Genomic DNA, 24,693 nt, shown 5'->3' on the forward strand with positions numbered 1-24,693 from the left:
CCCCGGGGCCGGCGCCGCTGCCGCGTACGGAGGACGTGCCGGTCAGTTGCCGTGCGGCGGCAGCGGGGCGGTGCTCGGTGCGTCGGAGTAGGCGCCGATCCACTCGTCCCGCCATGACGCGTCGAACCGCTCGTCGTTGCAGTGCGGCTCGTACATCCCGACGAGCTCCTCGGCGATCATCCTCCGGTGCCCGGGCCCCCCACCGGGCACCTCCAAGGTCGCGATGTGCAGGTTCCACTTGGAACCGGCCCGCTTGACCCAGCAGGGACTGCTCCGGTGCCGGAACGGGAGCCCCTCGGTCGCGAGGTCGTCGCAGTACCCGACGTAGATCACCGCGAACCGGTCGCGATCCGGGTCGGGCTTGTAGAGGATGGCGTAGACCGCCGGCGCGGCGGGCGGGGTCCAGCCACCGAGCAACCGGGGGCCGGAGAACGCGTATCCGGCCAGCGACCCGAGGCGGATCACGGCACGACGTCCGGATCGGCGTCCGCCTCTTCGCTGATCGCGTCCACCCGCACGATCGGGAAGCCGGGCAGGCCGGCCTCCTCCACCACCTCGGCGAACACCACCCGACCGCGCCCGACCGCCTCCGGCTCGGTGTCCGCGTCGACCACGATCTGCGCCCCGTAGCCCGGGGTGCCGATGCCGCTGGCCACCCCCTGGTGCACGGCGACGGCATCGGCCAGCCGCAGCACCTCGTCGTGGGTGATCGTCCGGTCACCCTCGGCATGCACGCTCACGCTCCAGCGCACGCTCACCCCTCGTTCCTCGTGCCGATCCCGGCTCAGCGCAGCGTCGGCAGCAGTCCGGCCAGCCGTTCCAGGCTGTCCAGATCGTGACCGGACAGCACCACGTCCACGTGTGGTTCCGCCACCATCATGCCCACCGGCTGCGGTTCCCGCCGCCCGTGCCCGCCGGCGTGCGGGCTGACCCAGACGACCCGGTGGCAGAGCCGGGACAGGCGCTGCATCGCCGACTCCAGCACGTCGGGCGACCCCCGGTCGTGCCCGTCCGAGCAGATGACCACGACCGCACCGCGGGCGGCCCCGCGCCGGCCGTGGCGCCGGACGAACTCGTCCAGCGAGTCCCCGATCCGCGTGCCGCCCTCCCAGTCGACCACCCGCTCCGCGGCCCGCCGCAACGCGTCGTCCGGGCGCCGGGTGCGCAACGGGTCGGACAGGTGCGTGAGGCGGGTGCCGAAGCAGTACACCTCCACCCGGAACAGCGAGCGGGAGGCCCGCTGGGTGGTGTGCGCGAACTGCAGCAGCGCGCGCGAGTAGTCGGCCATCGAGCCCGAGATGTCCAGGATCAGCACGAGCGGCCGCATCCGCATCCGGCGCCGTCGCCAGGCGAGCTCCACCGGCACGCCGTGCGAGCGCAGGCTCCGACGCAACGTCGCCCGCATGTGCGGCACGGGACCGGACCGCGCCGGGCGGGTCCGGCGGGTCCGCCGTCGCGGCGGGGACAGCCGGATCGTGGCCATGATCCGGCGCAGTGCGGCGAGCTCGTCGTCGGAGCACGCGGCGAAGGACCGGGAGCGCAGCAGATCCACATTGGACGCGACCAGCCCGAGCCTGCCCGCCTCGTCCTCCTCCTCGTCGTCGCCGGGCTCGGCGGCGGGGATCTCCACGGCCGACTCGGTGGCCGACTCGGTGGTCGCGTTCACCCGCACCAGCTCTTCCACCGGGTTCTGCGCGTCCAGGAAGAACTCCGTGAACACGCGGTGGTAGAGGTCGATGTCCTCGCGGCGGCTGACGAGCGACACCCGCCCTGCCCAGTACAGGTCGACGAGGTCGGCCGGATCCAGCGTGCCGGCTGCGGCGCTGAAGGCCAGCACGTCGCCGGACCCGATCGTCATGCCCTCACCGCGCAACCGCCGGGCGAACCGCGCCAGGATCCGGACCAGGTCGGTTCCCGGGTCGGCGGTCACGTCGGGGCGGTGAGATCGTCGAGACGGGACCGGACGAACTCCTCGTCGTCGTGGTCCTTCACCACGGTGCCGAGCGTGAGCCCTGCCGCGTCCGGGTCGAGATCCTCACCGAGGAAGTTCAGCGTCCGGGCCCAGTCGATGCTCTCCGCCACACCGGGCGGCTTGGCCAGGTCCATCTCGCGCAGCCGGTTCACGGCGGTCACGACCTTGCGCGCCAGCGCCTCCGGGACACCCGGCTCGCGGACGGTGACGATCTCGACCTCGCGCTCGACCGGCGGGTAGTCCAGCCAGTGGTACAGGCACCGCCGCTTGAGCGCGTCGTGCAGCTCCCGGGTGCGGTTCGAGGTGAGCAGCACCAGCGGCGGGTCGTCGCTCCGGATCGTCCCCACCTCGGGGATGGTCACCTGGAACTCGGCGAGCAGCTCCAGCAGGAAGGCCTCGAACTCGTCGTCGGCCCGGTCCACCTCGTCGATCAGCAGCACCGCGCGGGAGCCGGCCCGCACGGCCGACAGGAGCGGTCGCTCGACCAGGAAATCGGGCCCGAACAGGGCGGACACGACACGGTCCGGGGCCTCCGCCTCGCGGCGGGTGTCCTGCTCGGACATCGCCCGGATGTAGAGCATCTGCCGGGCGTAGTCCCACTCGTAGATGGCCTGGCCGGTGTCGATCCCCTCGTAGCACTGCAGCCGGATGAGCGTGCGGTCGAGCACCGAGGACAGGGTCTTGGCCAGCTCGGTCTTGCCGACCCCGACCTCGCCCTCGAGCAGGATCGGGCGGTTCAACGAGAGCGCGACGTGCACGGCCGTGGCCAGGCCCCGGTCGGCCAGGTAGCCGCCGTCTCGCAACCGCTGCGTCAGGTCGGCGACCGAGGTCGGCGCCGTCATGCCGCGGGCCCCGTCGTCGGGCGCGACGCGGGGCGCCCGGGATCAGTCATGCCGACGGTGGTCGAGTCCGCCGGACTCGGTCATCGCGCCGACGCTCACACTGTTCGGGTGCAGCTTGCCCTCGTTGCGGAGCTGTTCCCGCCACGCGGCCCGCATGTCGGTGTCGACGGGGGTGTTCGTGCCGTCCTCCCCCGCGGGCTCGTCGTGGGCCATCGCGCCGAACCCGATCGTTCGCATGTTCCGGCACACCTTGGTGCGGCTGCCGCGCAGCTGTTCCTCGACCTGCTCGCTGCTCTGCGCGTTCGCCGACCAGATCTCGCGGAGCACGCCGAGACCCTGGCCGTCACCGGCGTCGCCGCCGTCGTCGGATGCCATCTCCGCTCCTCCCTTTCCCGCCCTTGGGACGACAGCACATGGTCCCGCAGCCCCGCCGGGCACACCACCGGTAGATAACCGATCACTTAGGTTTCGATGTACCCATATCTCCCGGCACGCGAGACTGATCGACATGACGTTGACGCAGCTGTCCGCGTTCGTCCTGGTGGCGCGTCTGGGATCGGTCAAGGCGGCCGCGGACGCGCTCTCGGTCAGCGAGCCCGCCGTCTCGCAGGCGATCGCGGCGCTGCGCAAGTATCTCGGTGACCCGCTGCTCACCCGCGGCGGCAGCGGCATGGTGATGACCCCCGGCGGGCAACGCCTCCTCACGATCGCTGCGCAGGTGGTGGCTCTCGGCGCGGAGGCCGAGACGGCGGTCCGCTCGGCGAACGGCGCCCCGGAGCCGCTACGCCTGGTGGCGACGAGCTCGGCGGTCGAGTTCGTGCTCGGCCCGCTCGCGGAGGCGTTCGGCGCGCGGTCCTCGGGGCGCATCGAGGTGTCCACGGGAGTCGCCGCCACCTCCGAGATGTCGGCGCTGGTCTCCCAGCGTCTGGCCGACGTCGCGCTCGGCCCGGACCTGTCCGGCGACCGCGGTATGGGTCTGGTCAGCGAACCGATCTTCCGGGCCCAGATGGTGGTCCTCGGAGCGCCGGGGACCCGCCTGCGCGGTGCTCCGGTGGACTGGTCGTGGCTCGTGGACTCCGAGGCGACCGACCCGGGTACCGACGTCGCCCGCCTGCTGCGCGCGCTCGGGATACCGGAGTCGCGGCTGCGGGTGTTCCCCAACCAGACCGCGGCCTGGGACGCCGCCGCGGGCGGCGCCGGTGTCACGCCCGCGCTGGCGCACCTGGCCGTGCACCGGACGCGACGACGTGAGCTCGCCGTCGTCGACGTCCCGGGAACGCCCAAGGAGGTGGTCTGGCACGCCACCACCCTCACGCTGGACCGGCGGTCGGCCGCGGCCGGCTCGATGCGGCACTTCCTCAGCACGCCGGAGGCGATGAAGCTGCTCCGCTCGCCCGGTTCCGGCGTCCCGCCCTCCCGGTTCCGTCCACCGATCTACGTGACGATCTGGAACTGAGGCCGGCAGAGCCCGGAGGTCTTGCCGGACACCGCGACCGGGGAACACCATGGGGCTCCGCCGCGACGAGGGAGGAGGTGCCGTGCAGGTCCCCGCCCACTTCGAGTACCAGCGGGCCACCGACGTCGAGCACGCCGTCGCGCTGCTCACGCGCCACGGGCCGGAGTGCCGGTTGGTGGCCGGCGGGCACAGCCTGATCCCGATGATGAAGCTCCGGCTCGCCCAGCCGGAGATGCTCGTCGACATCAACGAGCTGACCGAGCTCGCCGGGATCGAGGTGCGGGACTCCGAGCTCCGGATCGGCGCGCTGACCCGGCACACGGAGCTGCTCGAGTCGCCGCTGGTCGCCGAGCACGTCCCGATGCTCGTGGACGCGGAGCGGGTGATCGCCGACCCGGTCGTGCGCAACCGGGGAACGGTCGGCGGCTCGCTCTGCCAGGCCGACCCGTCCGAGGACCTGTCCGGCGCGTTCACGGCGCTCCGCGCGACGGCCGTGATCCGCGGCGGGTCCGGCGAGCGCACGGTGCCGGTGCGTGAGTTCTTCGACGGGCCGTACCGCACCGCCGTCGGAGCGGCCGAGGTCCTGGTCGAGCTGCGGGTGCCGCTACCCCCCGGGACGGGCAGCGCCTACCTGAAGGTCAACCGACGCGCCGGGGACTGGGCCGTCGCCGCCGCGGGCGCCGTCGTCCGGCTCCGGGCCGGGACGATCGTCGACGCCGGACTGGGCCTGACCGCCGTCGGGGCACCGCAGTTCACCGCGCCGGACGCGGAGCGGTACCTCCACGGACGTGCCGCGGACCCGGCGGCGTTCGCGGAGGCCGGCCGGATCGCCGCCACCACGTGCCGGCCGGTGGCCGACCAGCGGGGGCCGGTCGAGTACAAGCGGCACCTGGTGAGCGAGCTCGTCGCCCGGGCGCTCGACCGTGCCACCGCCCGCGCCGCGCAGAGGTGAGAGCGACCGGGGCGACCGTGGACAGCAGCAGGCACGACGTGAGGTGGCAGGTCGCCCGCACGGGTCCGGCGCCGTGGTCGGGCACCGGGTGTGGTCACGCCCGCCGCCGGAGCAGGTCCGCCATGGCGTCCAGGCCGAAGAAGCGGACCGTCTCGCGCGCGGAGGGGCTGCCCTGCGACGGGTCGGCGCCGGCGTCGAGGAGCGCGCCGACGGACTCGGCGGACTGCGCGAACGTGGCCGCGGCCAGCGCGGTCTGGCCGCGGTCGTTCGTCCGGGCCGGGTCGGCGCCGCGTTCCAGCAGCGCCGCGACCGTGTCCGCGTGCCGGTGGTACGCGGCCAGGATGAGGAACGTGTCGCCCTTCGGGTCGGTCAGGTTCACCGGCACGCCGGCGTCGACGTAGGCGGCCAGCTCCCGGGTCGCCCCCTCGCGGGCGAGGTCGAACATCCGGTGCGCGAGATCGACGGCGTCCTGGTCCGGTTCCACGGCCTCCACCGTAGGTCCCGTCCGGTCACGTCACCGGCTGACCGCTCGGGTTCACGATGTACCAGCCCTGCGCGGCGAACTGCTTCGGGTCGGGTTGCTGCACGGCCTCGCCCGCGTGCCGGTAGAGCGGCGCGCCGCCGAGCGTCAGCTGCGTCCCGCCGTCGGCGCGCTTCAGCATCCCGACCGCCGCCTGCTGGACCCCGAGCAGGTCGGGCGTCTCGCCGGGCTGGACGGTGACCGGCTGCCACTGCGCCACGCAGGGTCCCTCGCAGGACGAGCGGGACGGAGCCGTCCCGTCGGCCTTCGAGCGGTAGAGCGGGTTGCCGTCCCCGTCGGTGACCATGACCGTGCCACCCGCCTTCTGGGTCGCCCAGAGCGCGAGGCCGTCGCCGCCGTGCCCGGACATGTCCATGCCCTCCATGCCGGCCATCTCGCTGTCCGACATGGACTGCCCGTCGGCCATGGTGTGCGAGCCCGTGTGGCTCTCGGCAGCCGTCGGGGCCGGTGCCGGGGTGCCGCCGCAGCCGGCGAGCGCGGCCAGCAGCGCGGCTCCGGCGATCGCGGTACCGACGGTGCGGTGAACGCGTGTCACTGTTCTCCTCCTCAGGCCAGGACGATCCGGTCGCCCTGGACCGAGACCTGCCGGGGGCCCAGCGCGGTGGTGGCGGGGCCGGTGGTCGGGGCGCCGTCGGCGACGGCGAACTTGCTGCCGTGGCACGGGCACGAGATCGACCCGTCGACCACCTCGTTGACCTTGCAGCCCGCGTGCGGGCAGGTCGCGTCGAACGCGGCGAACGTCCCCTGCGTCGGCTGGGTGACGACGACGCCCTGGTCGGCGAACACCGTCCCGCCGCCGACCGGGATGTCGGCGACGGCGGCGATCCCGGCGGGCGCGGCCTGCTGCGGGGCGGGTGCGGCGGACTGCGGGGACTGCGCAGGGGCGGGGGACGACGGTGCCGCGCTCTGCGTCCCGTACGTCGCGCAGCCCGCGGCGCAGGTCGCACAGAGCGCACCCCCCGCAGCCAGCAGCGACCGGCGGGTCAGGGCGATGGTGTCGGTGGTGGTCACGTCGGAGGGACTCCTCCAGGGTCGGGTGGAACGGTCGGCCTGCGTCACGGCGTCAGAACGTCAGGCCCTTCGTGCCGAAGAACCAGAGCGCCGAGGTGAGCCAGATGCCGGCGAGCACGGCCAGGAGCAGCCCACCGCTGACGGCGATCACCCATCCCGGCACGCCGCGCCGTCGCAGCAGCAGCATCTTCGTCACGAACGCGCCGTAGAACAGGCAGCCGAGCAGCGAGTGCACGAGCGTCCGCGGCGTCGCGCCGGACCAGCCCATGGCGATCAGGCACTGCACCGCCACCGGCACCGTGACCAGCACGGCGATCCGGCCGGACCACCGGTGCACCATCGCGGTCCGCGCGCCCGGCCCCGAGCCGATGCGCCCGCGCATCACCATCGCCGTCCACAGCTGGACGAGCGCGAACACCAACGCCAGCGTGGCCAGCCAGGTCTTCACCGCTCCCGCGCTGGAGAACCCGGCGATGTTCACCGCGACACCGGTGGCGTCGCTCGTGCGGGCCCACACCCCGATCCCGACCGCGACCAGCGACCCGACGGCCACCGGGACGGCGACGGTCATGAACCGCAGCCCGCCGCCGTCGCGCTCCAGCTCGTCCGGGGTGCGGACGAGCGTGTCCGCGTGCGGCGGCCGCTCCGGCTGCGGGCGTCGGGCGCGCCGCGGCCGCTCCTGCGCCGCGGCCCGGCGCCGGGGGCGACGACCCGCGGGACGGTCGACGGCCGTGTCCCGCGCGTAGGCGTCGCCGCCGTGGCGGGTGTACGGGTCGTCGACGTGGAACGCGTCCGGGTAGCGCTCCTCGGCGCGCCACTCGTCGCGCGGCCCGTCGGCGAGCCGGTCGCCGGGGTACGCCGCCGGGTGTCGCGGGTCCGGGACGTACGCCGGGTCCCACGGGTCGTGGACCGGGCGGTCGGTCCGCTGGCGCGGGATACCCGGCTCCACATCGGACGGAACCGGAGGGATCCCGTGCGGGTCGGTCACGCGGCTGTCGGTCCGTGATCGAGGCATCTCAGTACCCCCCACTGCTGTACGACGACTCCGGTGCCGGCTGCTCGGCGGGCGCCTGTTGCTGCGGCTGGGCCGGCGCGGCGGGCGCGGACGGCGCGGGGGCCGACCCGGCGGCGGGCGCGGCGTCCTTGCTCACCGCGGCGGCGAACGGCCAGCTCTTGCCCTTCGCCGTGGCCGTGCCGAACACCGCCTTGCCGTCCGAGGTCGCATCGACCGATGCGCCGTCGTCGCCGCTGAGCTGCATCTTCCCGTCGGCGACGGTGCCCTTCACCCAGCTCTCGATGCCCTTGTCCCTGCTGCAGATGTAGGCCTTGGCCTGGTCGCCGTCGACGGTGACCTGGACGGTGACCTCGTCACCGGCCGTGCGGCCGTCGTAACGGGCCGGTGCCGCGGCGGGCGCCGCCGGAGCCGCGGGGGCGGCCGGTGCGGGGGCAGCCGCGCCGGGGCCGTACGCGCTCTGGCTCGCCGACAGGGCGGCCGTCGGCTGCTCCACATCGGACGGTCCAGAGGTCAGGACGACGTTCGTCGCGACCACCGCGGCGCCGGTGGCGGCGACCGCGAGCAGTGTCGCCAGTGGTCCTCGGATCGGCATGGGTCCTCCCGGGGGATGCCGGTGTCACGTGGTGGTGCGGGTCAGCCGACCTTGACGCGGACGGAGTCGAACGCGGGCGTCTGGTCGGCGCGCTGCATCATCGGGATGCGGTGCGAGCCGTCACCGGCCCACGACGAGCACTGCAGGTCGCCCGCCTGCTGCACACCCGGCACGTCGATCGTGACCTTGTCCGGGGTGGCGGAACCGCTGCCGTCCTCGGTGGCGAGGAAGAACTCGGGCTTCGGTGCGGCATCCGGCGCCTCGTCGGCGTTCGGCAGGACCCGACACGCCGTGTGGAAGTGGCCTCGTTGCAGGCCCTGGCCGTTGAGCAGCGAGGACTCCTTGTAGTAGCCGCCCTTCGCGGCGGCCAGGAACCGGTCGCGGATGAGGTTGCGGGTGCTGACGGTCAGCTGGAAGCCCTGCCCCGGCGAGACCTGGGTCGGAGCGCTCGTGATGAGCAGCGACGGGTTCTTGTCCTGCGTGCCGACCTCGCCGAACGCCGTGCTGACGCACCGGTTGCCGTTCTGGAACCCGTCGTGCGGCTGCAGCGTGCTGCCGGAACAGTCGGTGGCGAGGACGCCGAGCCCGTTGGGGTCGTCGTTCTTCTCGTCCTTGCCGTCCTGACCCGAGCCGTTCTGACCCTGGCCGTCCTGCTTCTGGTCGCCGCCGTTCTGGCCGTCCTGGTTCTGGTCGCCCTGGCCCTGCTGGTCCTTGGTGCTTTCCGAGCCGTCCCCGCTGTTGCCGGACTGCCCGTCGCTCCCATCGCCCGAGCCGTCCTGGTCCTGGTCGTCGCCGGGGTTCTGCGACGACGACGCGGCCGGGTTGTCGATCTTGTCGGCGGCGGTCGCCACGCCGTAGGCGGCGGGGCCGACCAGCAGCAGGGCGCCGGAGACGACGGTGGCGACGACGATCCGTCGGCGCTGTGTGTGTCGGGTCATCGGGAGCTCCTCGGGGTGTGGCGGGTGTGGCGTCGACGGACGCCGGTGATGACGGGTGGGTCGGCCTCGTCCGGCGGGACCAGGCGTTGGGGGCCGGTGACCGGGACGGTGTTGAGCTCGTCCCACGGGTCCGGTGGTCCGATCGGAAGACCGTGCCGCACAACGGGTTGCGGTGGTTCCTCCCGGCCCCCGCGCGGCAACGGGATCAACTCCCGCGCCGCCCGCAGGCGCGCGCCGAGCGGGACCGGTTCGGGATCGGTGCGGCTGCGCCGCCGCAGGGTCGTCAGCAGGCCGACGGTCGCCAGCAGCGCGCCGAGAACGACGATGCCCGGTACGACCAGGCTCGACATCGGGCGCGGCGGCGTGGCCGGTGCCGGGTCGGGGGGTGCTGGAAGGGCCGCGTAGTCGACGAGCCCGGTGCTCTCGAGGTAGTCGATGTGCCGCGAGACGAACTGGTCGCCGGTCGTCGCGAACTGACGCATGAGGTCGTTGCGGGTTCCTGCCCGCACCTGGGCGATCAGCGGGAGGATCTGGCCGTGGGCGGCCCGGACGATCTGGACGAACGCCTTGTCGTAGTCGGTGCCGCCGCGGCCGGACAGGTCGTTCATCCACCCGAGCTGCTGGTCGTTCGGCCGGCTCGGGAGCAGGACACCCAGCTGGTCGGCGACCGTGCGGACCTGGTTGTCCAGGTCAGCGTGCTCGGTCGCGAGGTGCCGCCCGACCTCCTTGACGGCGGGCGAGCTGGCGCGCTGCTCGGCCTGCTGCCCGGTCGGTGCCTCCCAGAGACCGGCCAGCCGGACCCTCTGCAACAGGTCGCGGTCGGCCGGGCCGAGCGGTCCCCAACGCGTCTCCGTCCAGCCCGTGTCCGCCGCGGGCGCGACGGCGCTCCAGGACTGGGCGAGCACGAGGACACCCACACCGAGCAGGGCGGCGAGGATCGTCCAGCGCAACGAAGCCGGAATCCGGCGGGACATACGAGTGGTACCTCTCGGCTCAGAGGGGCGCGAACTGCTCGGTGTGCACCCGGTCGTTCGGGACGCCGAGGGCCGCGAGCGTGTTCAGGACGTCGGTGACCAGGGATGGCCGGCCGCAGATGAAGTAGTCGAGGCGTGTCCCGGGCGTGTTGAGATCGGTCAGGACGGCGGCCAGCAGTGCCGTGTCGATCGGTCCGGTGGCGCCGTCCCAGTCCAGCTCCGGCCGTCGCAGAACCTCGGTGACCTCCAGGTCCAACCGGGTCCGCAGCTGGGAGAGCTCGGCGCGGAACAGCAGGTCGGCGCGGTCGCGGGCGTGCACCACGAGCCGGTACGGGCGCGGGTCGCCGCGGTCGGCCGCGGTGCGCAGCATGCTCATCATCGGCGTGATCCCGACGCCACCGGCGATCAGCACGTACCCGGCGCTGGGCACGGCGTCCGTCGTGAACGAGCCGTACGGACCGTCCACCCAGACCGTCGATCCGCGGGGCAGGCGGCGGAGGCGGTCGGCGAAGTCCCCGGTGTGCCGGAGCGTGAACTCGACGCGCCCCGCCTCGTGCGCGCTGGACGCGATCGTGAACGGGTGCTCCTCGACGGAGTACCGCTCCAGGCGCAGCCACGCGAACTGGCCGGGCCGGAACCAGGCACTGGCGTGCCTGCTTCGTCCGGCGAGAACGAGTGTGCTGACGGTCGCGCTCTCGCGACGCACGGCCCGGACGACCATCCGCCCCTCGTGCTCGAACACCCCCCGCAGGCCCCAGCGCAACACCAGCACGGCCGTCAGCAGCAGGCCGAGCACGGCCAGCACCGGGCCCATCAGCGGGTCGGCCACCATGTTGCCCAGCCAGAGCACGTGCAGCGCCGCCCCACCGACGACGGCGGCGGCCAGCACCAGGTGCACCCACCGCCAGATCTCGTGCGGCTGCGACGAGCGATGCCGCCGCAGCGCGAGCAGGAGCAGCACACCGAGCGCGACCGAGCCGAACACGGCCGCCTGGGCCCGCGCCGGTGCGATCAGCGGCAGCAGCAGACCGATGCGCGACGGGTCGGCGGCGATCACGCAGGCCAGGTGCAGTGCGACGGCGGCACCGGTCACGACGCCCAGCTGGCGGTGCAGGTCGAGCAGCGTCTCCAGGCCGAGCGCCCGGCTCAGGCCGCGCACCCGCGACGGCAGCGTCGCCGTCACGACCAGCGCGGACAGCGCGACCAGGCCGGTGACCTCGGACAGCTCGTGCCACACCGGCTGCGGCCCTGACGTGACCGCCCACAGCAGCGCCGGGCCGGCCAGCAGGAACACCAGTACCGCCGCCCAGATCCGTCGGGCACGGCGGTGGGACTCCCACGCGTCGGCGTCGCGCTGCCGGTCCCGGCCGGGGACCGGCGCGGTCACCTGCGGTCCAGCCGCGGCCGTCCGGGGAACGAGGGGCCGGGAGCGCGCCGGTGGGCGCGTCCGGGCAGGATGGAACGAGCGTGGGTCATCGGTTCACTTCCGCTTCGGGGAGCACACCGGGGCGCGGGGGTTCGGCCCGGTGCCGACCGCACCGCGGGATCGTTGGGGGAGCGACCGCGGCGCGACGGGGACGACGATAGGAAGCCATCCGGCACCGGGGTTGCGTCTCTGAACACCGTGACCGCCGTCCGCGTCGCGCAGCGCGACGAGCGGGACGGCGTTCGTCTGTTCGGCTCAGCAGTGGCGTCCGGACAGCGCGCGCACTCTCAGAAACCGGTCCATAACGGACCGCTCGCACGCCGGACGGCGCACCCGCCGAGGTGGCCGGGACGTCCGGCACGGTCGGCGCGGGGACCCGACCGGCTGCCCGGCCCGGCGACGCGCATCCGCCGAGCGGGAGCGACCGTGTACCTCCCAGGGGACGCTCCGACCCCGCATGCCGCGCCAGGCCTGCGGGGCCGCCCGAGCGCCTGCGAGGACCGATGCGACGCCGATCGACGCTCCGCGGGCCGGGCCGCGTGGTCACCGGTTCGGCGCGGATCGGCGCCGCCCATGGCACGGATGCTCGCCAGAGCGCCGATCACGGCCGGCACCCGCCGACATGATCACCGGTTCTGGGCGGATCGACGTCGTCAGCGGCGCGGATCCGGGCCGGACCGGCGATCATCGCCGGTCCGGCGGTCATCGCCGGTCCGGCGGTCATCGCCGGTCCGGCGGTCGGACGGTGGTGGGAGAGGCCGCGCAGGTCAGCCGCCGCGGACGCCTGCGGCGAGTTCCTTCGCCAGCGCGCCGACGGCGTCCACGCCGCCGTCGGCCAGTGCCTGCACGAACGCGGTGCCGACGATCACGCCGTCGGCGTAGCGCGCGATGTCGGCCGCCTGCTGCGCGGTCCGGACGCCCAGGCCGACGCACAGCGGGATGTCGGTGACCGCACGGCAGCGGGCGACCAGGTCCTCGGCCTCCGCGCCGACCGACCGCACGCCGGTGACGCCCATCAGCGAGGCGACGTAGAGGAACCCGCGGCTGAAGCCGGCCGTCGACGCGAGCCGCTGCGGCGTCGACGTCTGGGCGACGAGGAACACGCGGTCCAGGTCGTGCTTGTCGGACGCCGCGAGCCACTCGCCTGCCTCGTCCGGGAGCAGGTCGGGCGTGATCAGGCCGGACCCGCCCGCCTCGGCGAGGTCGCCGGCGAACCGCTCGACGCCGTATCGGTCGATCAGGTTCCAGTACGTCATGACGAGGGCGGGGGCTCCGGCCTCGGCCACGCCGCGCACGGCGACGAAACAGTCGGTCGTGCGGGCACCTCCGTCCAGTGCGGCCTGCGTGGCGCGCTGGATCACCGGGCCGTCCATCAGCGGGTCGGAGTACGGCAGCCCGATCTCGACGACGTCCACCCCGGACTCGACCATCGCCCGCATCGCGGAGACCGACGTGTCGACGTCCGGAAAGCCCACCGGCAGGTAGCCGATCAGCGCGGCCCTGCCCTCGGCGCGGGTGGCGGCCAGCCGCTCCGCGGTACTCATTCCGCCTCCGCGGGAAGAAGAACGTCGGCGGCGCTCATCGGACCGTCTCGTCGGTGTGCGCGGCGCCGTCGTCGTCGACGAGGTCGAAGTACGTCGCGGCGGTGTCCACGTCCTTGTCGCCGCGGCCGGACAGGTTCACCAGGATCACGCCGTCCGGGCCGAGGCGCTCGGCCTCGCGCAGGGCCCCGGCCAGCGCGTGCGCGCTCTCGATCGCCGGGATGATCCCCTCGGTGCGGCACAGCAGCCGGAACGCCTGCATCGCCTCGTCGTCGGTGACCGACTCGTAGCGCGCGCGGCCGAGCTCGTGCAGCCACGAGTGCTCCGGCCCGACGCCCGGGTAGTCCAGTCCCGCGGAGATCGAGTGGCTCTCCCGGGTCTGCCCGTCGGCGTCCTGCAGGATGAAGCTGCGCGACCCGTGCAGCACGCCGACGTCCCCGCCGCCGATCGACGACGCGTGCCGCTCGGTCGTCACGCCCTCTCCCCCGGCCTCGCAGCCGACGAGCTCGACGCCCGCGTCGTCGAGGAACGCGTGGAAGATCCCCATCGCGTTCGACCCGCCGCCGACGCACGCGCACACCAGGTCCGGCAGCCGCCCGACCGTGTCCAGCATCTGCTGACGGGCCTCCACGCCGATGATCCGCTGGAAGTCGCGGACCATGGCCGGGAACGGGTGCGGGCCCGCGACGGAGCCGATCAGGTAGTGGGTGTCCGCGACATTGGTGACCCAGTCGCGCATGGCCTCGTTCATCGCGTCCTTGAGCGTCCGGGAGCCGGAGGCGACCGGACGCACCTCGGCGCCGAGCAGCCGCATCCGCGCGACGTTCAGGGCTTGGCGCTCGGTGTCCACCTCGCCCATGTAGACGACGCAGTCGAGCCCGAGCAGCGCCGCCGCCGTCGCGGACGCGACGCCGTGCTGTCCCGCCCCGGTCTCGGCGATCACCCGGGTCTTGCCCATCCGCTGCGTGAGCAGCGCCTGACCCAGCACGTTATTGATCTTGTGCGAGCCGGTGTGGTTCAGGTCCTCGCGCTTGAGGAAGACCCGCGCGCCGCCCGCGTGCGCGGCGAACCGCGGCGCCTCGGTGAGCAGGCTGGGGCGGCCGGAGTACGTGCGGTGCAGCTCGGCCAGCCGGCCGGTGAACTCCTCGTCGGCCATAGCGTCCCGGAACGCGGCGTCGAGCTCGTCGAGCGCCGCGACGAGCGCCTCCGGCACGAAACGCCCGCCGAAACGGCCGAAGTAGGGACCGGTCGCATCGACCAGTCGCGCCGCGCCCCCTGCCGGGGGAAGGGCGGTGTCGGTCACGGGCTTCTCCTCCGGGCCGTGCGTGGGTACCGATCGACGGTAGCACCGGCGCAACACCCGATTTCCCGTGGTCAGGCCACGTGCACGCTCACACGAAGCGCGGTCGTCCGGCGATCCACCCGAGCACCATCTCGGCCACGACGACGGCGCCCAGCAGCGCCAGCGACGCGGCCCAGCCGCCGGTCACACCATGCAGGACGCCGAACAGGAACGGGCCGGACGCACCCACCAGGTAGCCGACGCCCTGCGCCATCGCGGACAGGTCGGTCGTCTCCGACGACACGCGCGTGCGCAGCGTGATCACGCCGAGCCCGAGCGGGAACACGGCCATCCCGACGCCCAGCAGGACCGTCCAGACCCACGGCAGCCACGGCGTCGCGACCGGGGCGAACGCGAGCCCGGCGATCGACAGCAGCGAACAGCAGGCCAGCGCCACGATCCAGCCGGACTGGGAACGCCGGTTCAGCGCGATCGGCGGCACGACGAAGCTCAGCGGGATACCGATCAGGTTGATCAGCGCGAGCATCAGCCCGGCGTCGGTGCGGGTGACGCCCTGGCTGACGAACAGCTCGGACAGCCACCCCATCGCCGTGTAGGCGACGCACGCCTGCAGGCCGAAGAACGCCGTGATCGCCCAGGCCAGAGGGCTACGGAAGATCGACCGGGCACGGACGGGTGCGGCCGACGCCTGCCCGCCCGACCGCCCGTGGCGGGCACCGAACAGCCACACGACCAGCGCGGCCGCGGAGAGCGCCGCCCACGCCCCGACGGCGCCGCGCCACCCGCCGAGCAGCGACTCCAGCGGCGGGGTGAACGCCGCTCCGATGCCACCGCCCGCGGCGAGCGCTGCGGTGTAGACACCCGTGACGCGTCCGACGGCGTGCGGGAACGACTCCTTGACCACGACCGGGATCAGCACGTTGCCGATCGCGATGCCGCTCGCGGCGACGAACGTGCCACCGAGCACGACCCACGGCCCGTCGACGACCCGCAGGACGGACCCGACGGTGAGCACGGAGAGCGCGATCGCGACCGCCCTTGCCATCCCGTACCGGCGCCCGAGCAGCGGAGCGGCGATCGCGGCGAGGCCGAAACAGATCGTCGGGACGGCCGTGAGCAGGCTCGCCCACGCCGAGCCGGCACCGAGATCGTCGCGGACCTCGCCGAGCACCGAGGCCATGCTCGTGACGGCCGGACGGAGGTTCGACGCCGCGAGCGCGACGCCGACGATCAGCAGTGGGGTACCGATCAGGGCGGCCCGCCGGTCGGCCCACTCGGCCGCCCCGGTTCCGACCAGTTCTTCCGCTCGTGTCTCCCGGTCCGCGATCGTCACGTTCGGGTATTCTGCCAAACATAGGATGTTCGGATGAGAGGATGAGCTGGTGCCTCTGGTCACAACGCGCCGTGGCGGCCTCGTCGGTCAGGTGATCGAGCAGCTGCGGGACGCGATCTCGTCCGGCGAGTGGCCGGTCGGCCACCGCATCCCGCCCGAGGCGGAGCTGTCGGCGACGTTAGAGGTCGGACGGAACACGGTGCGCGAGGCCGTCCGCGCGCTGGCGCACAGCGGCCTGCTCGAGGTCCGCCAGGGCGACGGCACCTACGTCCGCGCGACCAGCGAGCTCTCCGGCGCGCTGCGCACGCTGTGCGGGCGCGAGCTGCGCGACGTGCTGGAGGTCCGTCGCACGCTGGAGGTCGAGGCGGCCCGGATGGCCGCCGCCCGGCGCACCGACGACGACCTCGCCGCCCTGCGCGAGGCCGAGGCCGAACGGGACGCCGCCGTCGCCGCCGTGGCGGACGGAGGTGCGGAGACGATCGAGCGGGCCGCCCGCGCGGACACCGACTTCCACATGGCCGTCGTCCGCTGCTCCGGCAACGCGCTGCTCGCGGAGCTGTACCGCGGTGTGGTCGAGACGGTCGCGGGCAGCGTCGCGACGACGATGCCGGACACCGTCGGGACCGACCGGGACGTCTCGCACGGCGGCCTGGTCGACGCCATCGCGGAGCGCGACGTCGAGCGCGCGGCCCGCGAGGCGGGCGAGTTCCTGGAGCGCCTGATCGAGAGGTCCTGACGCCTGGTCGGCCGGAGGGCGGGACGGACACGACGGCGGTCGGCCCGGCTCACCCCGGGGGGTGACCGGTGCCCGGACCGCGGTGTCTATGGTCGTTCGGCGGACCGCCCGACCCCTCGTGCGAGGAGCGAGCATGCTCAAGGGCTTCAAGGACTTCCTGCTCCGCGGCAACGTCGTGGATCTCGCCGTCGCGGTCGTGATCGGTGCCGCGTTCACGGCCGTGGTGACGTCGTTCACCAAGTCGTTCCTCGAGCCGTTGCTGCGGCTGTTCTCCGGCGGGGAGAACGCCATCCCGCCCGGGACGATCCCGCTCACCGACGAGGTGCAGCTCGACTACGCGAGCTTCCTGAACGCGATCATCACGTTCCTCATCACGGCCGCGGTGATCTACTTCCTGGTCGTCTTCCCGATGAAGTGGCTGCAGGAGCGTCGCCGCCGCGGCGAGGAGGACGGTCCGGCCGAGTCGACCGACGTCGAGCTGCTCACCCAGATCCGCGATCTGCTGCTCGCGCAGGAAGAGCGTGCCGAGCGGCTCGACGCGCTGAACGTGGGCGCGGGCACCGCAGGGGTCGGCGGCCCGAGTGCCTCCGGACGGACGGCCCACCTGCCCCCGCAACCGTCGAACGGCTACGAGCCCTACCCCGACTCGCCATACCCGGAGCACACGCGGCAGTACGAGCCGGCGCCGCGCCAGGACCCGGCGACACGGCAGCACGCGACGCGGCCACAGCCCCGCCCGGCCGGCGTGGCGGTGGACGGCGTGCGGCCGCCTCCCCGCAGGCGTCGCCACGCCGACCCGCGGAACTGACGGCTACTCCGGGTCGTTCCCGGCGTCGCCCCCGACGCGGTACGGCGTACTGACGCCGGTGTACATCAGGTGCGCGACCAGGCCCTCCGCCGCGTGCTTCAGGTTGTGGCAGTGGTCCATCCAGATGCCGGGGTTGTCCGCGACGAACGCCACGTCGTAGGTGGCGCCGTCGGCCACGTCGAGCGTGTCCACCCACCACGGGCTGCCGGTGGCCGCGACGCCGTCCCTCGCGAGGACGACGGCGTGGTGCCCGTGCAGGTGCATCGGGTGGACCTCGCCGCTGGTGTTCGCGATCCGTACCCGGACGACGTCGCCCTCGGAGACGACGAACATCGGGACGTCCGGCCACATCTTCCCGTTGACCGTCCACCACACGCCCGGCTGACCGTCGACGAATCCGGGCCACCGGCCGACCGTGTAGTCGAAGTTCCGGGTGGCCCTCGCGGGGTCGAAGCCGAGCGGGGAGGGCGTGCCGTAGCTCAGCGGATCCAGCGTGACGGCCGGTTTCGCCGAGTGCGGGGGCGGAGCGCCCGTCGCGCCGACGATCAGTGCGGCGTCACCGCCCATCTCCACGCGCGCACCGGACCCGTCGGCCGGGACGTCGACATCGAGGTCGGCCCGTCCGCCCGCGGTCACGGTCACGGCCTGCCCGGACACCGTGGCGGGACCGTGCACGTCGGTGCCGTCGATCGCGACGAGCCGGAACGCCGCCCCGGTCACCCACGTCGACATCGGCCCGTTGTCGGTGTTCACCACCCGCACCCGCATCCGCGACCCGGGGGCCGCCGCGACCGCTGTGTCGCCGGTGCGGCCGTCGACCGTGCGGTTGCTGCCGTAGTGGTGCACCAGCGCCGTCGTCTCCGGCTCCGCGGGTGCCCCGCGCGGCGCGACGACCAGCCCGCCGAACAGTCCACCTTGGACCTGCGGGTTCGCCACCTGGTGCGAGTGGTACCAGTACGTGCCGGCGTCCTTCGCGACGAAGCGGTACGTGAACTCCCCGCCCGGCCGGACCGCGTCCTGCGTCACGCCGGCCACGCCGTCGTCGGCGTTCGGCACGTCCATGCCGTGCCAGTGCAGCGTCACGCCGTCCGGGACGGACTCGTTCACGAGCCGCACCTGCACCGTCTGGCCCTGCACCACACGGAGCTCCGGTCCCGGCGACTCCCCGTTCAGGGTGAAGCCGTCGACCTGCTCACCGGTGGGCAGCCGGAAGACCTGCTTGCGGGCGACGAGCGTGACCGCGACGGCGGCGGGCGCGGTGGACGTGTCGCGCAGCTCGTCCACGCTCCGCGTCATGCCCGGCATCGAATGGCCCATGTGCGGGTCGCCGGGCCCGCCGCCGAGGTCCGGCGTGCCCATGTCCATCACCGAGTAGGTGGACGGCATCGTGCTGTCCCACCACAGCCAGGCGATCGGGGCCAGCACCGCGACCGTGGCGAGCAGGGCGAGCAGACGCCGGACCCGGCGCGGGCGCACCGGGTCCGGAGAGGTCAGCGGGGGTGGTGTTCCCGGTTCAGCCGACGTCAGCACGTTCGGACACACCGACCTTGCCCGCACCGACCGCGCCCACCGACAGGCGGGCGGCGATCACCGCGACGACGAACAGGACCAGCGCGTTCGCGCCGTGCAGGATGCCGAGGAACGGCAGGCCGTCGCCGAACACGCCGAGCAGGATCTGCAGCACGACGACGCCGACGACGATCCCGGCCCACTTCGCCGCGCCGCGCACGCCCGTGAAGAACGAGACGACGAGCAGGATCAGGGCCAGCAACGGGACGATCATCTCGCCGTTGATCCCGTGCAGCGCGAAACCGCCGGAGCCGGCGAAGTCGCTCGACTCGTTCTCCATCGCGGCCTTGTCCAGCACGCCGCCACCCTGGATCCAGGCGCCGAGCCCGAACAGCGCGTAGGCGATCGCGGCGGCCTGGATCACGACCTCGGCGGCGATCAGGTAGGCGACGACGCGGTACGCGGTACGCATGGCTTCCTCCGGGCAGGTGACGGGCGTCACTCGTGCGTGACGCAACGCAGTGAACGCCCGTGAGACCTCCTTGCCCATACCGAAAGACGATGAAATCCCCGTCCGCGCAGGACCGGGAGAACCCATGTCGTCAAAACAGATGAACTAGTGCCCACACCACGCCGCGAGAGCGCACACTTCTGACGTGCCCGATCACGGGCCACGAACTCCCGGTACGCCGGATCTGGACCCCCCCACTGGGTCCGGCGTGCCGGGGACCACTCCCCTGTGACCGAGCTCTCGGTCCACTTCGTCCCGGTTCGCCCCGGCCGCCTCCGCGCGCGCGTGCCAGGCTCGTCGGTGATCGTTTCCGACCCGGGCGGGGGCATGGGCACACACTTCGCGTTCGTCAGCATGCCGGCGGCGGGGCACGTGACGCCCACGCTGCCGCTGGTCACCGAGCTCGTCCGCCGCGGTCACCGAGTCAGTTACGCGACCGGCGACGACATGCTCGACACCGTCCGCGCGGCGGGCGCGGAACCGGTACCCGCACCGTTCCGCATGCCGGACGTCCCGCCTCCGGCGCCGGGCGCACCCGCCTCCGACGAGCCCCGTGCGCCGCGCATCGACGCGTTCGCCGAGTCCGTCGAGCAGACGTTCCCGGTCCTGACCGAGCGCTTCGCCGCTGACCCGCCCGCGGCCGTATGCGGGGACGCGATGAGCCCGGTCACGTCCCTTGTCGCGCAACGGCTCCATCTCCCGTTCGTCTCGCTGAACCCGTCGTTCGCCAGCAACGAGCACTTCTCCCTGCGCCGCGACGTGATGGCCAGGTCACCGAAGGCGTCGGTCTTCGAGACGGCGTTCCGGTCGGTCGGCGAGCGGATCGCCGCGTTCGCCTCGACCGAGGGCCTGAGGTTCGATGCGACCGAGGGGTTCAGCTGCCCCGGCGATCTCAACCTGGTGTTCATCCCCCGCGAGTTCCAGCCGGCCGGCGACACGTTCGACGGGTCGTTCGTGTTCTGCGGGCCGAGCGTGGCCGGTCGCACCGGAGCGGACGACGCGTGGCGACCGCGGGACCCGGACACGCCGGTCCTGCTGGTCTCGCTCGGCACCGTCTTCAACGACCGCCCGGAGTTCTTCCGGACGTGTGCCGAGGCGTTCGCCGACGACGACCGGCAGGTCGTGATGGCGATCGGCGACCGGACCGACCCGGACGACCTCGGCCCGTTGCCGGACAACGTCGAGGCGCACCCGCACGTGCCGCAGGTGCAGGTGCTCGCCCACGCCGCCGGGTTCGTCACGCACAACGGCATGAACTCCACCATGGAGGCCCTCTACCTGGGCGTTCCGCAGATCGGCGTGCCGCAGATGCCGGAGCAGGAGGCCAACGCGCGGCGGATCGAGGAGATCGGCTGCGGGCGGCGGCTCGACCCGCTCACGGTGGACGCGGCGTCGCTGCGCTCGACCGTGGACGCCGTCGTCGGCGACGTCGCCGTCCGGAACGCCGTCGGCGCGATGAGCACCCGCCTGCGCGCCTCGAACGGAGCCGTGACCGGCGCCGACGCCCTGGAGGCCCTCGTCGCGGCGTGACCGCTCCGTGCTCGACAGCACCGCATGGGACCAGCACTCTGTACCGGTCGTTTCGTACCGATCCGGGGGGAGCTGGGGCAGATGGCCGAATCACCGACGACGGCGGCGGGGACCGAGGAGGAGCAGCCGGCCCTCAAGCGGGTGCTGGGCCCGGGCCTGCTGCTGTTGTTCGTCGTCGGGGACATCCTCGGCACCGGGATCTACGCGCTCGTGGGCAACATCGCCGAGGAGGTCGGCGGCGCGGCGTGGTTGCCGCTGCTGATCGCGTTCGCGGTCGCGATGATCACCGCGTTCTCCTACCTGGAGCTGGTCACCAAGTACCCCCAGGCCGCGGGCGCCGCGCTCTACACGCACAAGGCGTTCGGCATCCACTTCCTGACGTTCATGGTCACGTTCGTGGTGATGAGCTCCGGCATCACGTCGGCGTCGACGGCGTCGCGTGCGTTCGCGGCGAACCTCGACGAGGGCTTCGGCCTCGACCTCCCGGCAGGCGGCATCATGCTGATCGCGCTCGGGTTCATGGCGGTCGTCGCCGCGGTCAACTTCCGCGGCGTCGGCGAGAGCGTCAAGGTCAACGTGGTGCTCACGATGGTCGAGCTGTCCGGGCTGCTGCTGGTGATCCTGGTCGGGCTGTTCGCCATCACCGGCGACACCGCGGACTGGTCGCGGGTCCTGATCTTCTCCAACGGCGAGGGCAAGAGCACGTTCCTCGCCGTGTCGGCCGCGACCGCGCTGGCGTTCTTCGCCATGGTCGGCTTCGAGGACTCGGTGAACATGGCCGAGGAGTGCCGTGAGCCGCGCCGGATCTTCCCGAAGGTCATGCTCACCGGTCTGTCGATCACCGGTGTGATCTACGTGCTGGTGTCGGTGTTCGCGGTCGCACTGGTTCCGGTCGGCGTGCTGGCCGAGAGCGAGACCCCGCTCGTCGAGGTCGTGCGGGCCGGAGCCCCCGGGATCCCGGCGGACGCGATCCTGCCGTTCATCTCGATGTTCGCCGTCGCGAACACGGCGCTGATCAACATGCTGATGGCCTCGCGCCTGCTCTACGGCATGGCGAACCAGGCGGTGCTGCCCAAGCAGCTGGGCCGGGTGCACCCGTTCCGGCGCACGCCGTGGGTGGCGATCATCTTCACGACGCTGATCTCGTTCGCTCTGATCACCTACGTCTCGCTCGGACAGGACACCGACGTCGTCCCGGCGCTCGGTGGCACGACGTCGCTGTTGCTGCTGGCCGTGTTCACCGTGGTGAACATCGCGGTGCTGGTGCTGCGCAAGGACCGCGTCGACGCCGACCACTTCCGCGCACCGACGGTCCTGCCGGTGATCGGCACGGTCGTCTCCGCCTACCTCGTCCTGCCGTTCTCCGGCCGGGACGCGATCGAGTACGAGCTGGCGGGAGCGCTCGTCGTGCTCGGGTTCGTCCTGTGGGGCATCACGATCCTGCTGAACCGCCGTCTCGGGGTGAAGCAGGCGACGCTGGATCCGTCCAAGTTGGACTGAGTCACCGGGCCCCGGCCGGCACGGTCGTGTGGACGTCCGTGCCGCCCGGGTGACCCGGCCGGGTCAGAGGGCGCGCGCCAGGTCCTCGAACCGGTCGAACAGGTCCAGGACGACCGGGTCGGCGAACGGCAGGATCTGGGTGACGATCAACCCGCACTCGTCGGCGTCCCAGTCCACCCAGTAGTAGGAGTTGCACAGCCCGGCCCAGAACAGGCTCCCGGCCGACCGCCCCGCCGGTGTCCGCTCGACGTTGAGCATGCCGAGCAGGCTCCACTTCTTCGTGGTGCCCGGCAGGAAGTCGACGTCGTAGGAGCTGGCCGGGTCGACGGTCGGGATCCGCCCGACCGTGAGATCACCGATCTGGTTGCGCCGGGCCATGTCGACGGTCTCCGGCGCGAGGATCCGCGCGCCGTCCAGCTCGCCTCGGCGCAGCAGCATCCGCAGGAAGCGCAGGTAGTCCGACGGCGAGCCGTACATCCCGCCGCCGCCCATCTGGAACTCCGGCTCCTGCGGGATCTCGAACTCGATCGCGACCAGCCCGTCCGGCGTGCGCGCGCTCATCCCGGCCAGCCGCGTGCGGTGCTCGGCGGAGAGCGTGAACGTCGTGTCCCGCATGCCGAGCGGGTCGAGGACGTTGTCCCGCAGGTAATCCCCGATCGACCGGCCGGACACCTCCTCCACGGCCTTCGCGGCCCAGTCGATGTTCATCCCGTACTGCCACGCCGTGCCCGGGTCGAACGTCAGTGGCGTGGCGAGCGTGGCATCGCGGCACTCGATGATGTTCGGGATCCCGTTCTCGCCCTGGTAGCGCAGCACGTCCGCGTTCCAGAAGTGGTAGCCGTACCCGGCGGTGTGCGACAGCAGGTGCCGCAGCGTCATCGGCGTGCGGGCCTGCCGGATCCGCGGCGTGCCGTCGTCGTCGAAGCCCTCGAGGACCTGGGGGGCGGCGAGCTGCGGCAACAGCTCGCCCATCGGCGCGTCCAGATCCAGCTCGCCGCGCTCGACGCACTGCAGTGCCGCGACGGCGACGATCGCCTTCGTCGTCGACGCGAGCCAGGTGACGGTGTCCGGGGTGAACGGCTCGGAACCGGTGCGGCTGCCGAACGCACCGGTGTAGGTGGTCCCCGCCGCGTTGCCCGCCATCGCGGCGACGCCGGGTACGCGCCCGTCGGCCACCGCCGCGGACAGGAGCGACTGGATCTGTTCGGCCGAGCCGACGGTCGCGGTCATGACGCCTCCACGCTGAGGTCCGGGATGTCGGGGCGACGCTAACCGTGTGGATGTGATCCAGGCCATACGGCGGGCGGAGGTTGGGCCGACCGCCCCGGACCCCTACGGCGCTCAGGCCATTCCGGCGTACCGGCGGCCCGGACGAGCCGGGCCGCCGCGTCGTCGCTCGTCCACGGCGTCAGGCGAGCCGCGCCAGGAGCGAGGCCAGACCCTCCGGATCGGCGAGCATCGGGGAGTGCGACGACCGAGGGATGCGCTGCACGTCGTCCGCGCGGGCGGCCATCGCCTCCTGCGCCTCCGGCGGGATCGCGTTGTCCCGCCCGAGCACGACGTAGGTCACCGGGTGCGCGCGCTCGGGCGCCGTGCCGGCCACCCCCATCGCGGAGGCCGACGACAGCAGGAACCCCGCGTGAAACGCGGCGAACCGCGCCGGGTCGACGTCCGCGGCGAGCGTCTCGCGTGCCACGTCGATGTCGTCGGTGACGCGCACGGCGGCTCCGTCGGCGACCGGGACGATCCAGCCGGACGGCGGTAGCTCCCCGCCGATCAGGTCCAGCAGCGACTGTCCCCCGGCCGGCCAGAACGCGCTGAGGTAGACCCTCCTGACGATCGCGGGGTGATCGGCGACCTCGGTGATCACCATGCCGCCGTAGGAATGTCCGACCAGGACGACCGGTCCGTCCACGGTGTCCAGCATCGCCCGCACGGCGGTCGCGTCGGCGTACAGGTCGCCGAGCTCGGCCGGGTCGGTCCCGGTGCTCGGCAGGTCCGCGACGAGCACCCGGTGGCCCTCCTTCTCCAGCAGGGCCGCCGTCTCGGCCCAGTAGGTGCCGTCGACGAACCCGCCGTGCACCAGCACGTAGGTGGTGGTCATGTCGTCCTCCTCGGTGTCGGGGCGGAAGCGTCGCCGGGGTCGTTGCGGCGGCATTGCCACGCGGCTGCAACGTCGCGCGCGACCCTGACGACCCCACCG

25 protein-coding genes and 1 pseudogene are annotated in these 24,693 nt (G+C 73.0%); 6 read left to right on the forward strand and 20 right to left on the reverse strand.

Going from position 1 to position 24,693, the window contains the following annotated elements; genetic code table 11:
- Nucleotides 1–42: 42 nt before the first annotated feature.
- Genes EV378_RS15450 through EV378_RS15470 form a run of 5 tightly spaced genes read right to left on the reverse strand, consistent with a single transcriptional unit; the run spans nucleotide 43 to nucleotide 3,189 of the window.
- Entirely contained in the window at nucleotides 43–465 is a 423-nt protein-coding gene (locus tag EV378_RS15450) for a hypothetical protein (protein ID WP_132425682.1), read from the reverse strand.
- Entirely contained in the window at nucleotides 462–758 is a 297-nt protein-coding gene (locus EV378_RS15455) for a hypothetical protein (RefSeq protein WP_132425685.1), read from the reverse strand. The genes EV378_RS15450 and EV378_RS15455 overlap by 4 nt, the downstream gene beginning before the upstream one ends.
- Before the next feature lie 26 nt (nucleotides 759–784).
- Complete coding sequence (locus EV378_RS15460) at nucleotides 785–1,930, reverse strand: vWA domain-containing protein (protein ID WP_243653475.1); 1,146 nt, start codon at nucleotides 1,928–1,930, stop codon at nucleotides 785–787.
- Nucleotides 1,927–2,814, reverse strand: coding sequence for an AAA family ATPase (locus EV378_RS15465; protein WP_132425688.1), 888 nt, complete (start codon nucleotides 2,812–2,814; stop codon nucleotides 1,927–1,929). Before EV378_RS15465 ends, EV378_RS15460 begins: the two co-directional genes overlap by 4 nt.
- Before the next feature lie 42 nt (nucleotides 2,815–2,856).
- Nucleotides 2,857–3,189, reverse strand: a complete 333-nt coding sequence (locus EV378_RS15470) for a hypothetical protein (protein WP_132425691.1) — start codon at nucleotides 3,187–3,189, stop codon at nucleotides 2,857–2,859.
- A gap of 133 nt (nucleotides 3,190–3,322) precedes the next feature.
- Between EV378_RS15470 and EV378_RS15475 the strand changes: the two genes are divergently transcribed.
- Nucleotides 3,323–4,270, forward strand: coding sequence for a LysR family transcriptional regulator (locus EV378_RS15475; RefSeq protein WP_132425696.1), 948 nt, complete (start codon nucleotides 3,323–3,325; stop codon nucleotides 4,268–4,270).
- An 82-nt stretch (nucleotides 4,271–4,352) separates the two neighbouring features.
- Nucleotides 4,353–5,222 (forward strand): FAD binding domain-containing protein, encoded by an 870-nt coding sequence (locus tag EV378_RS15480; protein WP_132425699.1) that lies wholly within the window; start codon nucleotides 4,353–4,355, stop codon nucleotides 5,220–5,222.
- Between the two features lie 94 nt (nucleotides 5,223–5,316).
- On the opposite strand, the gene EV378_RS15485 is transcribed toward EV378_RS15480, so the two are convergent.
- The 11 genes from EV378_RS15485 to EV378_RS15535 form a co-directional block, all read right to left on the reverse strand.
- The gene (locus EV378_RS15485; RefSeq protein ID WP_132427963.1) at nucleotides 5,317–5,667 is read right to left on the reverse strand and encodes an ankyrin repeat domain-containing protein; all 351 of its coding nucleotides are present in this window, start codon (nucleotides 5,665–5,667) and stop codon (nucleotides 5,317–5,319) included.
- Between the two features lie 64 nt (nucleotides 5,668–5,731).
- On the reverse strand, nucleotides 5,732–6,298 hold the full coding sequence (locus EV378_RS15490; protein WP_132425702.1) for a COG4315 family predicted lipoprotein: 567 nt from the start codon (nucleotides 6,296–6,298) through the stop codon (nucleotides 5,732–5,734).
- An 11-nt stretch (nucleotides 6,299–6,309) separates the two neighbouring features.
- Complete coding sequence (locus tag EV378_RS15495) at nucleotides 6,310–6,774, reverse strand: Rieske (2Fe-2S) protein (RefSeq protein WP_132425705.1); 465 nt, start codon at nucleotides 6,772–6,774, stop codon at nucleotides 6,310–6,312.
- Nucleotides 6,775–6,826: 52 nt separating this feature from the next.
- A complete protein-coding gene (locus EV378_RS36340) occupies nucleotides 6,827–7,762 on the reverse strand; it encodes a DUF6529 family protein (RefSeq protein ID WP_243653476.1) in 936 nt (311 codons plus the stop codon).
- Between the two features lie 28 nt (nucleotides 7,763–7,790).
- Nucleotides 7,791–8,381, reverse strand: coding sequence for a hypothetical protein (locus tag EV378_RS15505; protein ID WP_132425709.1), 591 nt, complete (start codon nucleotides 8,379–8,381; stop codon nucleotides 7,791–7,793).
- Nucleotides 8,382–8,422: 41 nt separating this feature from the next.
- Complete coding sequence (locus EV378_RS15510; RefSeq protein WP_132425712.1) at nucleotides 8,423–9,319, reverse strand: Pecanex-like protein 1; 897 nt, start codon at nucleotides 9,317–9,319, stop codon at nucleotides 8,423–8,425.
- Nucleotides 9,316–10,293 (reverse strand): DUF4142 domain-containing protein, encoded by a 978-nt coding sequence (locus EV378_RS15515; protein ID WP_132425715.1) that lies wholly within the window; start codon nucleotides 10,291–10,293, stop codon nucleotides 9,316–9,318. The genes EV378_RS15510 and EV378_RS15515 overlap by 4 nt, the downstream gene beginning before the upstream one ends.
- Nucleotides 10,294–10,312: 19 nt before the next feature.
- Nucleotides 10,313–11,680: a ferredoxin reductase family protein gene (locus EV378_RS15520; protein WP_132425718.1), complete on the reverse strand. Its 1,368-nt coding sequence runs from the start codon at nucleotides 11,678–11,680 to the stop codon at nucleotides 10,313–10,315.
- A gap of 806 nt (nucleotides 11,681–12,486) precedes the next feature.
- The gene (gene trpA, locus EV378_RS15525; protein ID WP_132425721.1) at nucleotides 12,487–13,263 is read right to left on the reverse strand and encodes a tryptophan synthase subunit alpha; all 777 of its coding nucleotides are present in this window, start codon (nucleotides 13,261–13,263) and stop codon (nucleotides 12,487–12,489) included.
- A 34-nt stretch (nucleotides 13,264–13,297) separates the two neighbouring features.
- Nucleotides 13,298–14,521, reverse strand: coding sequence for a tryptophan synthase subunit beta (gene trpB / locus EV378_RS15530; protein ID WP_132427967.1), 1,224 nt, complete (start codon nucleotides 14,519–14,521; stop codon nucleotides 13,298–13,300).
- Nucleotides 14,522–14,651: 130 nt separating this feature from the next.
- On the reverse strand, nucleotides 14,652–15,890 hold the full coding sequence (locus EV378_RS15535) for a CynX/NimT family MFS transporter (protein WP_424511242.1): 1,239 nt from the start codon (nucleotides 15,888–15,890) through the stop codon (nucleotides 14,652–14,654).
- A gap of 55 nt (nucleotides 15,891–15,945) precedes the next feature.
- Between EV378_RS15535 and EV378_RS15540 the strand changes: the two genes are divergently transcribed.
- Together EV378_RS15540 and mscL are read left to right on the forward strand one after the other, a co-directional pair.
- Nucleotides 15,946–16,632, forward strand: coding sequence for a FadR/GntR family transcriptional regulator (locus EV378_RS15540; protein ID WP_132425724.1), 687 nt, complete (start codon nucleotides 15,946–15,948; stop codon nucleotides 16,630–16,632).
- A 133-nt stretch (nucleotides 16,633–16,765) separates the two neighbouring features.
- Nucleotides 16,766–17,161, forward strand: a pseudogene (mscL, locus tag EV378_RS37075) (large conductance mechanosensitive channel protein MscL); the annotation flags it as partial.
- A 282-nt stretch (nucleotides 17,162–17,443) separates the two neighbouring features.
- Here the strand turns inward: mscL and EV378_RS15550 are convergent.
- Complete coding sequence (locus EV378_RS15550) at nucleotides 17,444–18,970, reverse strand: multicopper oxidase family protein (protein ID WP_243653478.1); 1,527 nt, start codon at nucleotides 18,968–18,970, stop codon at nucleotides 17,444–17,446.
- Complete coding sequence (locus EV378_RS15555) at nucleotides 18,954–19,421, reverse strand: hypothetical protein (RefSeq protein ID WP_207908680.1); 468 nt, start codon at nucleotides 19,419–19,421, stop codon at nucleotides 18,954–18,956. The genes EV378_RS15550 and EV378_RS15555 overlap by 17 nt, the downstream gene beginning before the upstream one ends.
- 366 nt (nucleotides 19,422–19,787) lie before the next feature.
- On the opposite strand from EV378_RS15555, the gene EV378_RS15560 reads away from it, so the two are divergent.
- A complete protein-coding gene (locus EV378_RS15560) occupies nucleotides 19,788–20,990 on the forward strand; it encodes a macrolide family glycosyltransferase (protein ID WP_132425729.1) in 1,203 nt (400 codons plus the stop codon).
- A gap of 81 nt (nucleotides 20,991–21,071) precedes the next feature.
- Nucleotides 21,072–22,490, forward strand: a complete 1,419-nt coding sequence (locus EV378_RS15565; protein WP_132425732.1) for an APC family permease — start codon at nucleotides 21,072–21,074, stop codon at nucleotides 22,488–22,490.
- 63 nt (nucleotides 22,491–22,553) lie between these two features.
- Here EV378_RS15565 and EV378_RS15570 read toward each other — a convergent pair whose 3' ends face one another.
- On the reverse strand, nucleotides 22,554–23,720 hold the full coding sequence (locus EV378_RS15570) for a serine hydrolase domain-containing protein (RefSeq protein ID WP_132425735.1): 1,167 nt from the start codon (nucleotides 23,718–23,720) through the stop codon (nucleotides 22,554–22,556).
- Between the two features lie 178 nt (nucleotides 23,721–23,898).
- The gene (locus EV378_RS15575; RefSeq protein ID WP_132425738.1) at nucleotides 23,899–24,594 is read right to left on the reverse strand and encodes an alpha/beta fold hydrolase; all 696 of its coding nucleotides are present in this window, start codon (nucleotides 24,592–24,594) and stop codon (nucleotides 23,899–23,901) included.
- Between the last annotated feature and the right edge of the window lie 99 nt (nucleotides 24,595–24,693).

It is taken from the genome of Pseudonocardia endophytica (assembly GCF_004339565.1).
GTDB lineage: Bacteria > Actinomycetota > Actinomycetes > Mycobacteriales > Pseudonocardiaceae > Pseudonocardia > Pseudonocardia endophytica.

Excerpts from the sequence above, each read along its gene's own strand:
- EV378_RS15555 (WP_207908680.1), bottom strand. The coding sequence starts at position 19,421 with ATGCGTACCGCGTACCGCGTCGTCGCCTACCTGATCGCCGCCGAGGTC.
- EV378_RS15485 (WP_132427963.1), bottom strand. The coding sequence starts at position 5,667 with ATGTTCGACCTCGCCCGCGAGGGGGCGACCCGGGAGCTGGCCGCCTAC.
- EV378_RS15515 (WP_132425715.1), bottom strand. The coding sequence starts at position 10,293 with ATGTCCCGCCGGATTCCGGCTTCGTTGCGCTGGACGATCCTCGCCGCC.
- EV378_RS15565 (WP_132425732.1), top strand. The coding sequence starts at position 21,072 with ATGGCCGAATCACCGACGACGGCGGCGGGGACCGAGGAGGAGCAGCCG.
- EV378_RS15465 (WP_132425688.1), bottom strand. The coding sequence starts at position 2,814 with ATGACGGCGCCGACCTCGGTCGCCGACCTGACGCAGCGGTTGCGAGAC.
- EV378_RS15510 (WP_132425712.1), bottom strand. The coding sequence starts at position 9,319 with ATGACCCGACACACACAGCGCCGACGGATCGTCGTCGCCACCGTCGTC.
- EV378_RS15560 (WP_132425729.1), top strand. The coding sequence starts at position 19,788 with ATGGGCACACACTTCGCGTTCGTCAGCATGCCGGCGGCGGGGCACGTG.
- EV378_RS15475 (WP_132425696.1), top strand. The coding sequence starts at position 3,323 with ATGACGTTGACGCAGCTGTCCGCGTTCGTCCTGGTGGCGCGTCTGGGA.
- trpA (WP_132425721.1), bottom strand. The coding sequence starts at position 13,263 with ATGAGTACCGCGGAGCGGCTGGCCGCCACCCGCGCCGAGGGCAGGGCC.
- EV378_RS15470 (WP_132425691.1), bottom strand. The coding sequence starts at position 3,189 with ATGGCATCCGACGACGGCGGCGACGCCGGTGACGGCCAGGGTCTCGGC.
- EV378_RS15575 (WP_132425738.1), bottom strand. The coding sequence starts at position 24,594 with ATGACCACCACCTACGTGCTGGTGCACGGCGGGTTCGTCGACGGCACC.
- EV378_RS15505 (WP_132425709.1), bottom strand. The coding sequence starts at position 8,381 with ATGCCGATCCGAGGACCACTGGCGACACTGCTCGCGGTCGCCGCCACC.
- EV378_RS15570 (WP_132425735.1), bottom strand. The coding sequence starts at position 23,720 with ATGACCGCGACCGTCGGCTCGGCCGAACAGATCCAGTCGCTCCTGTCC.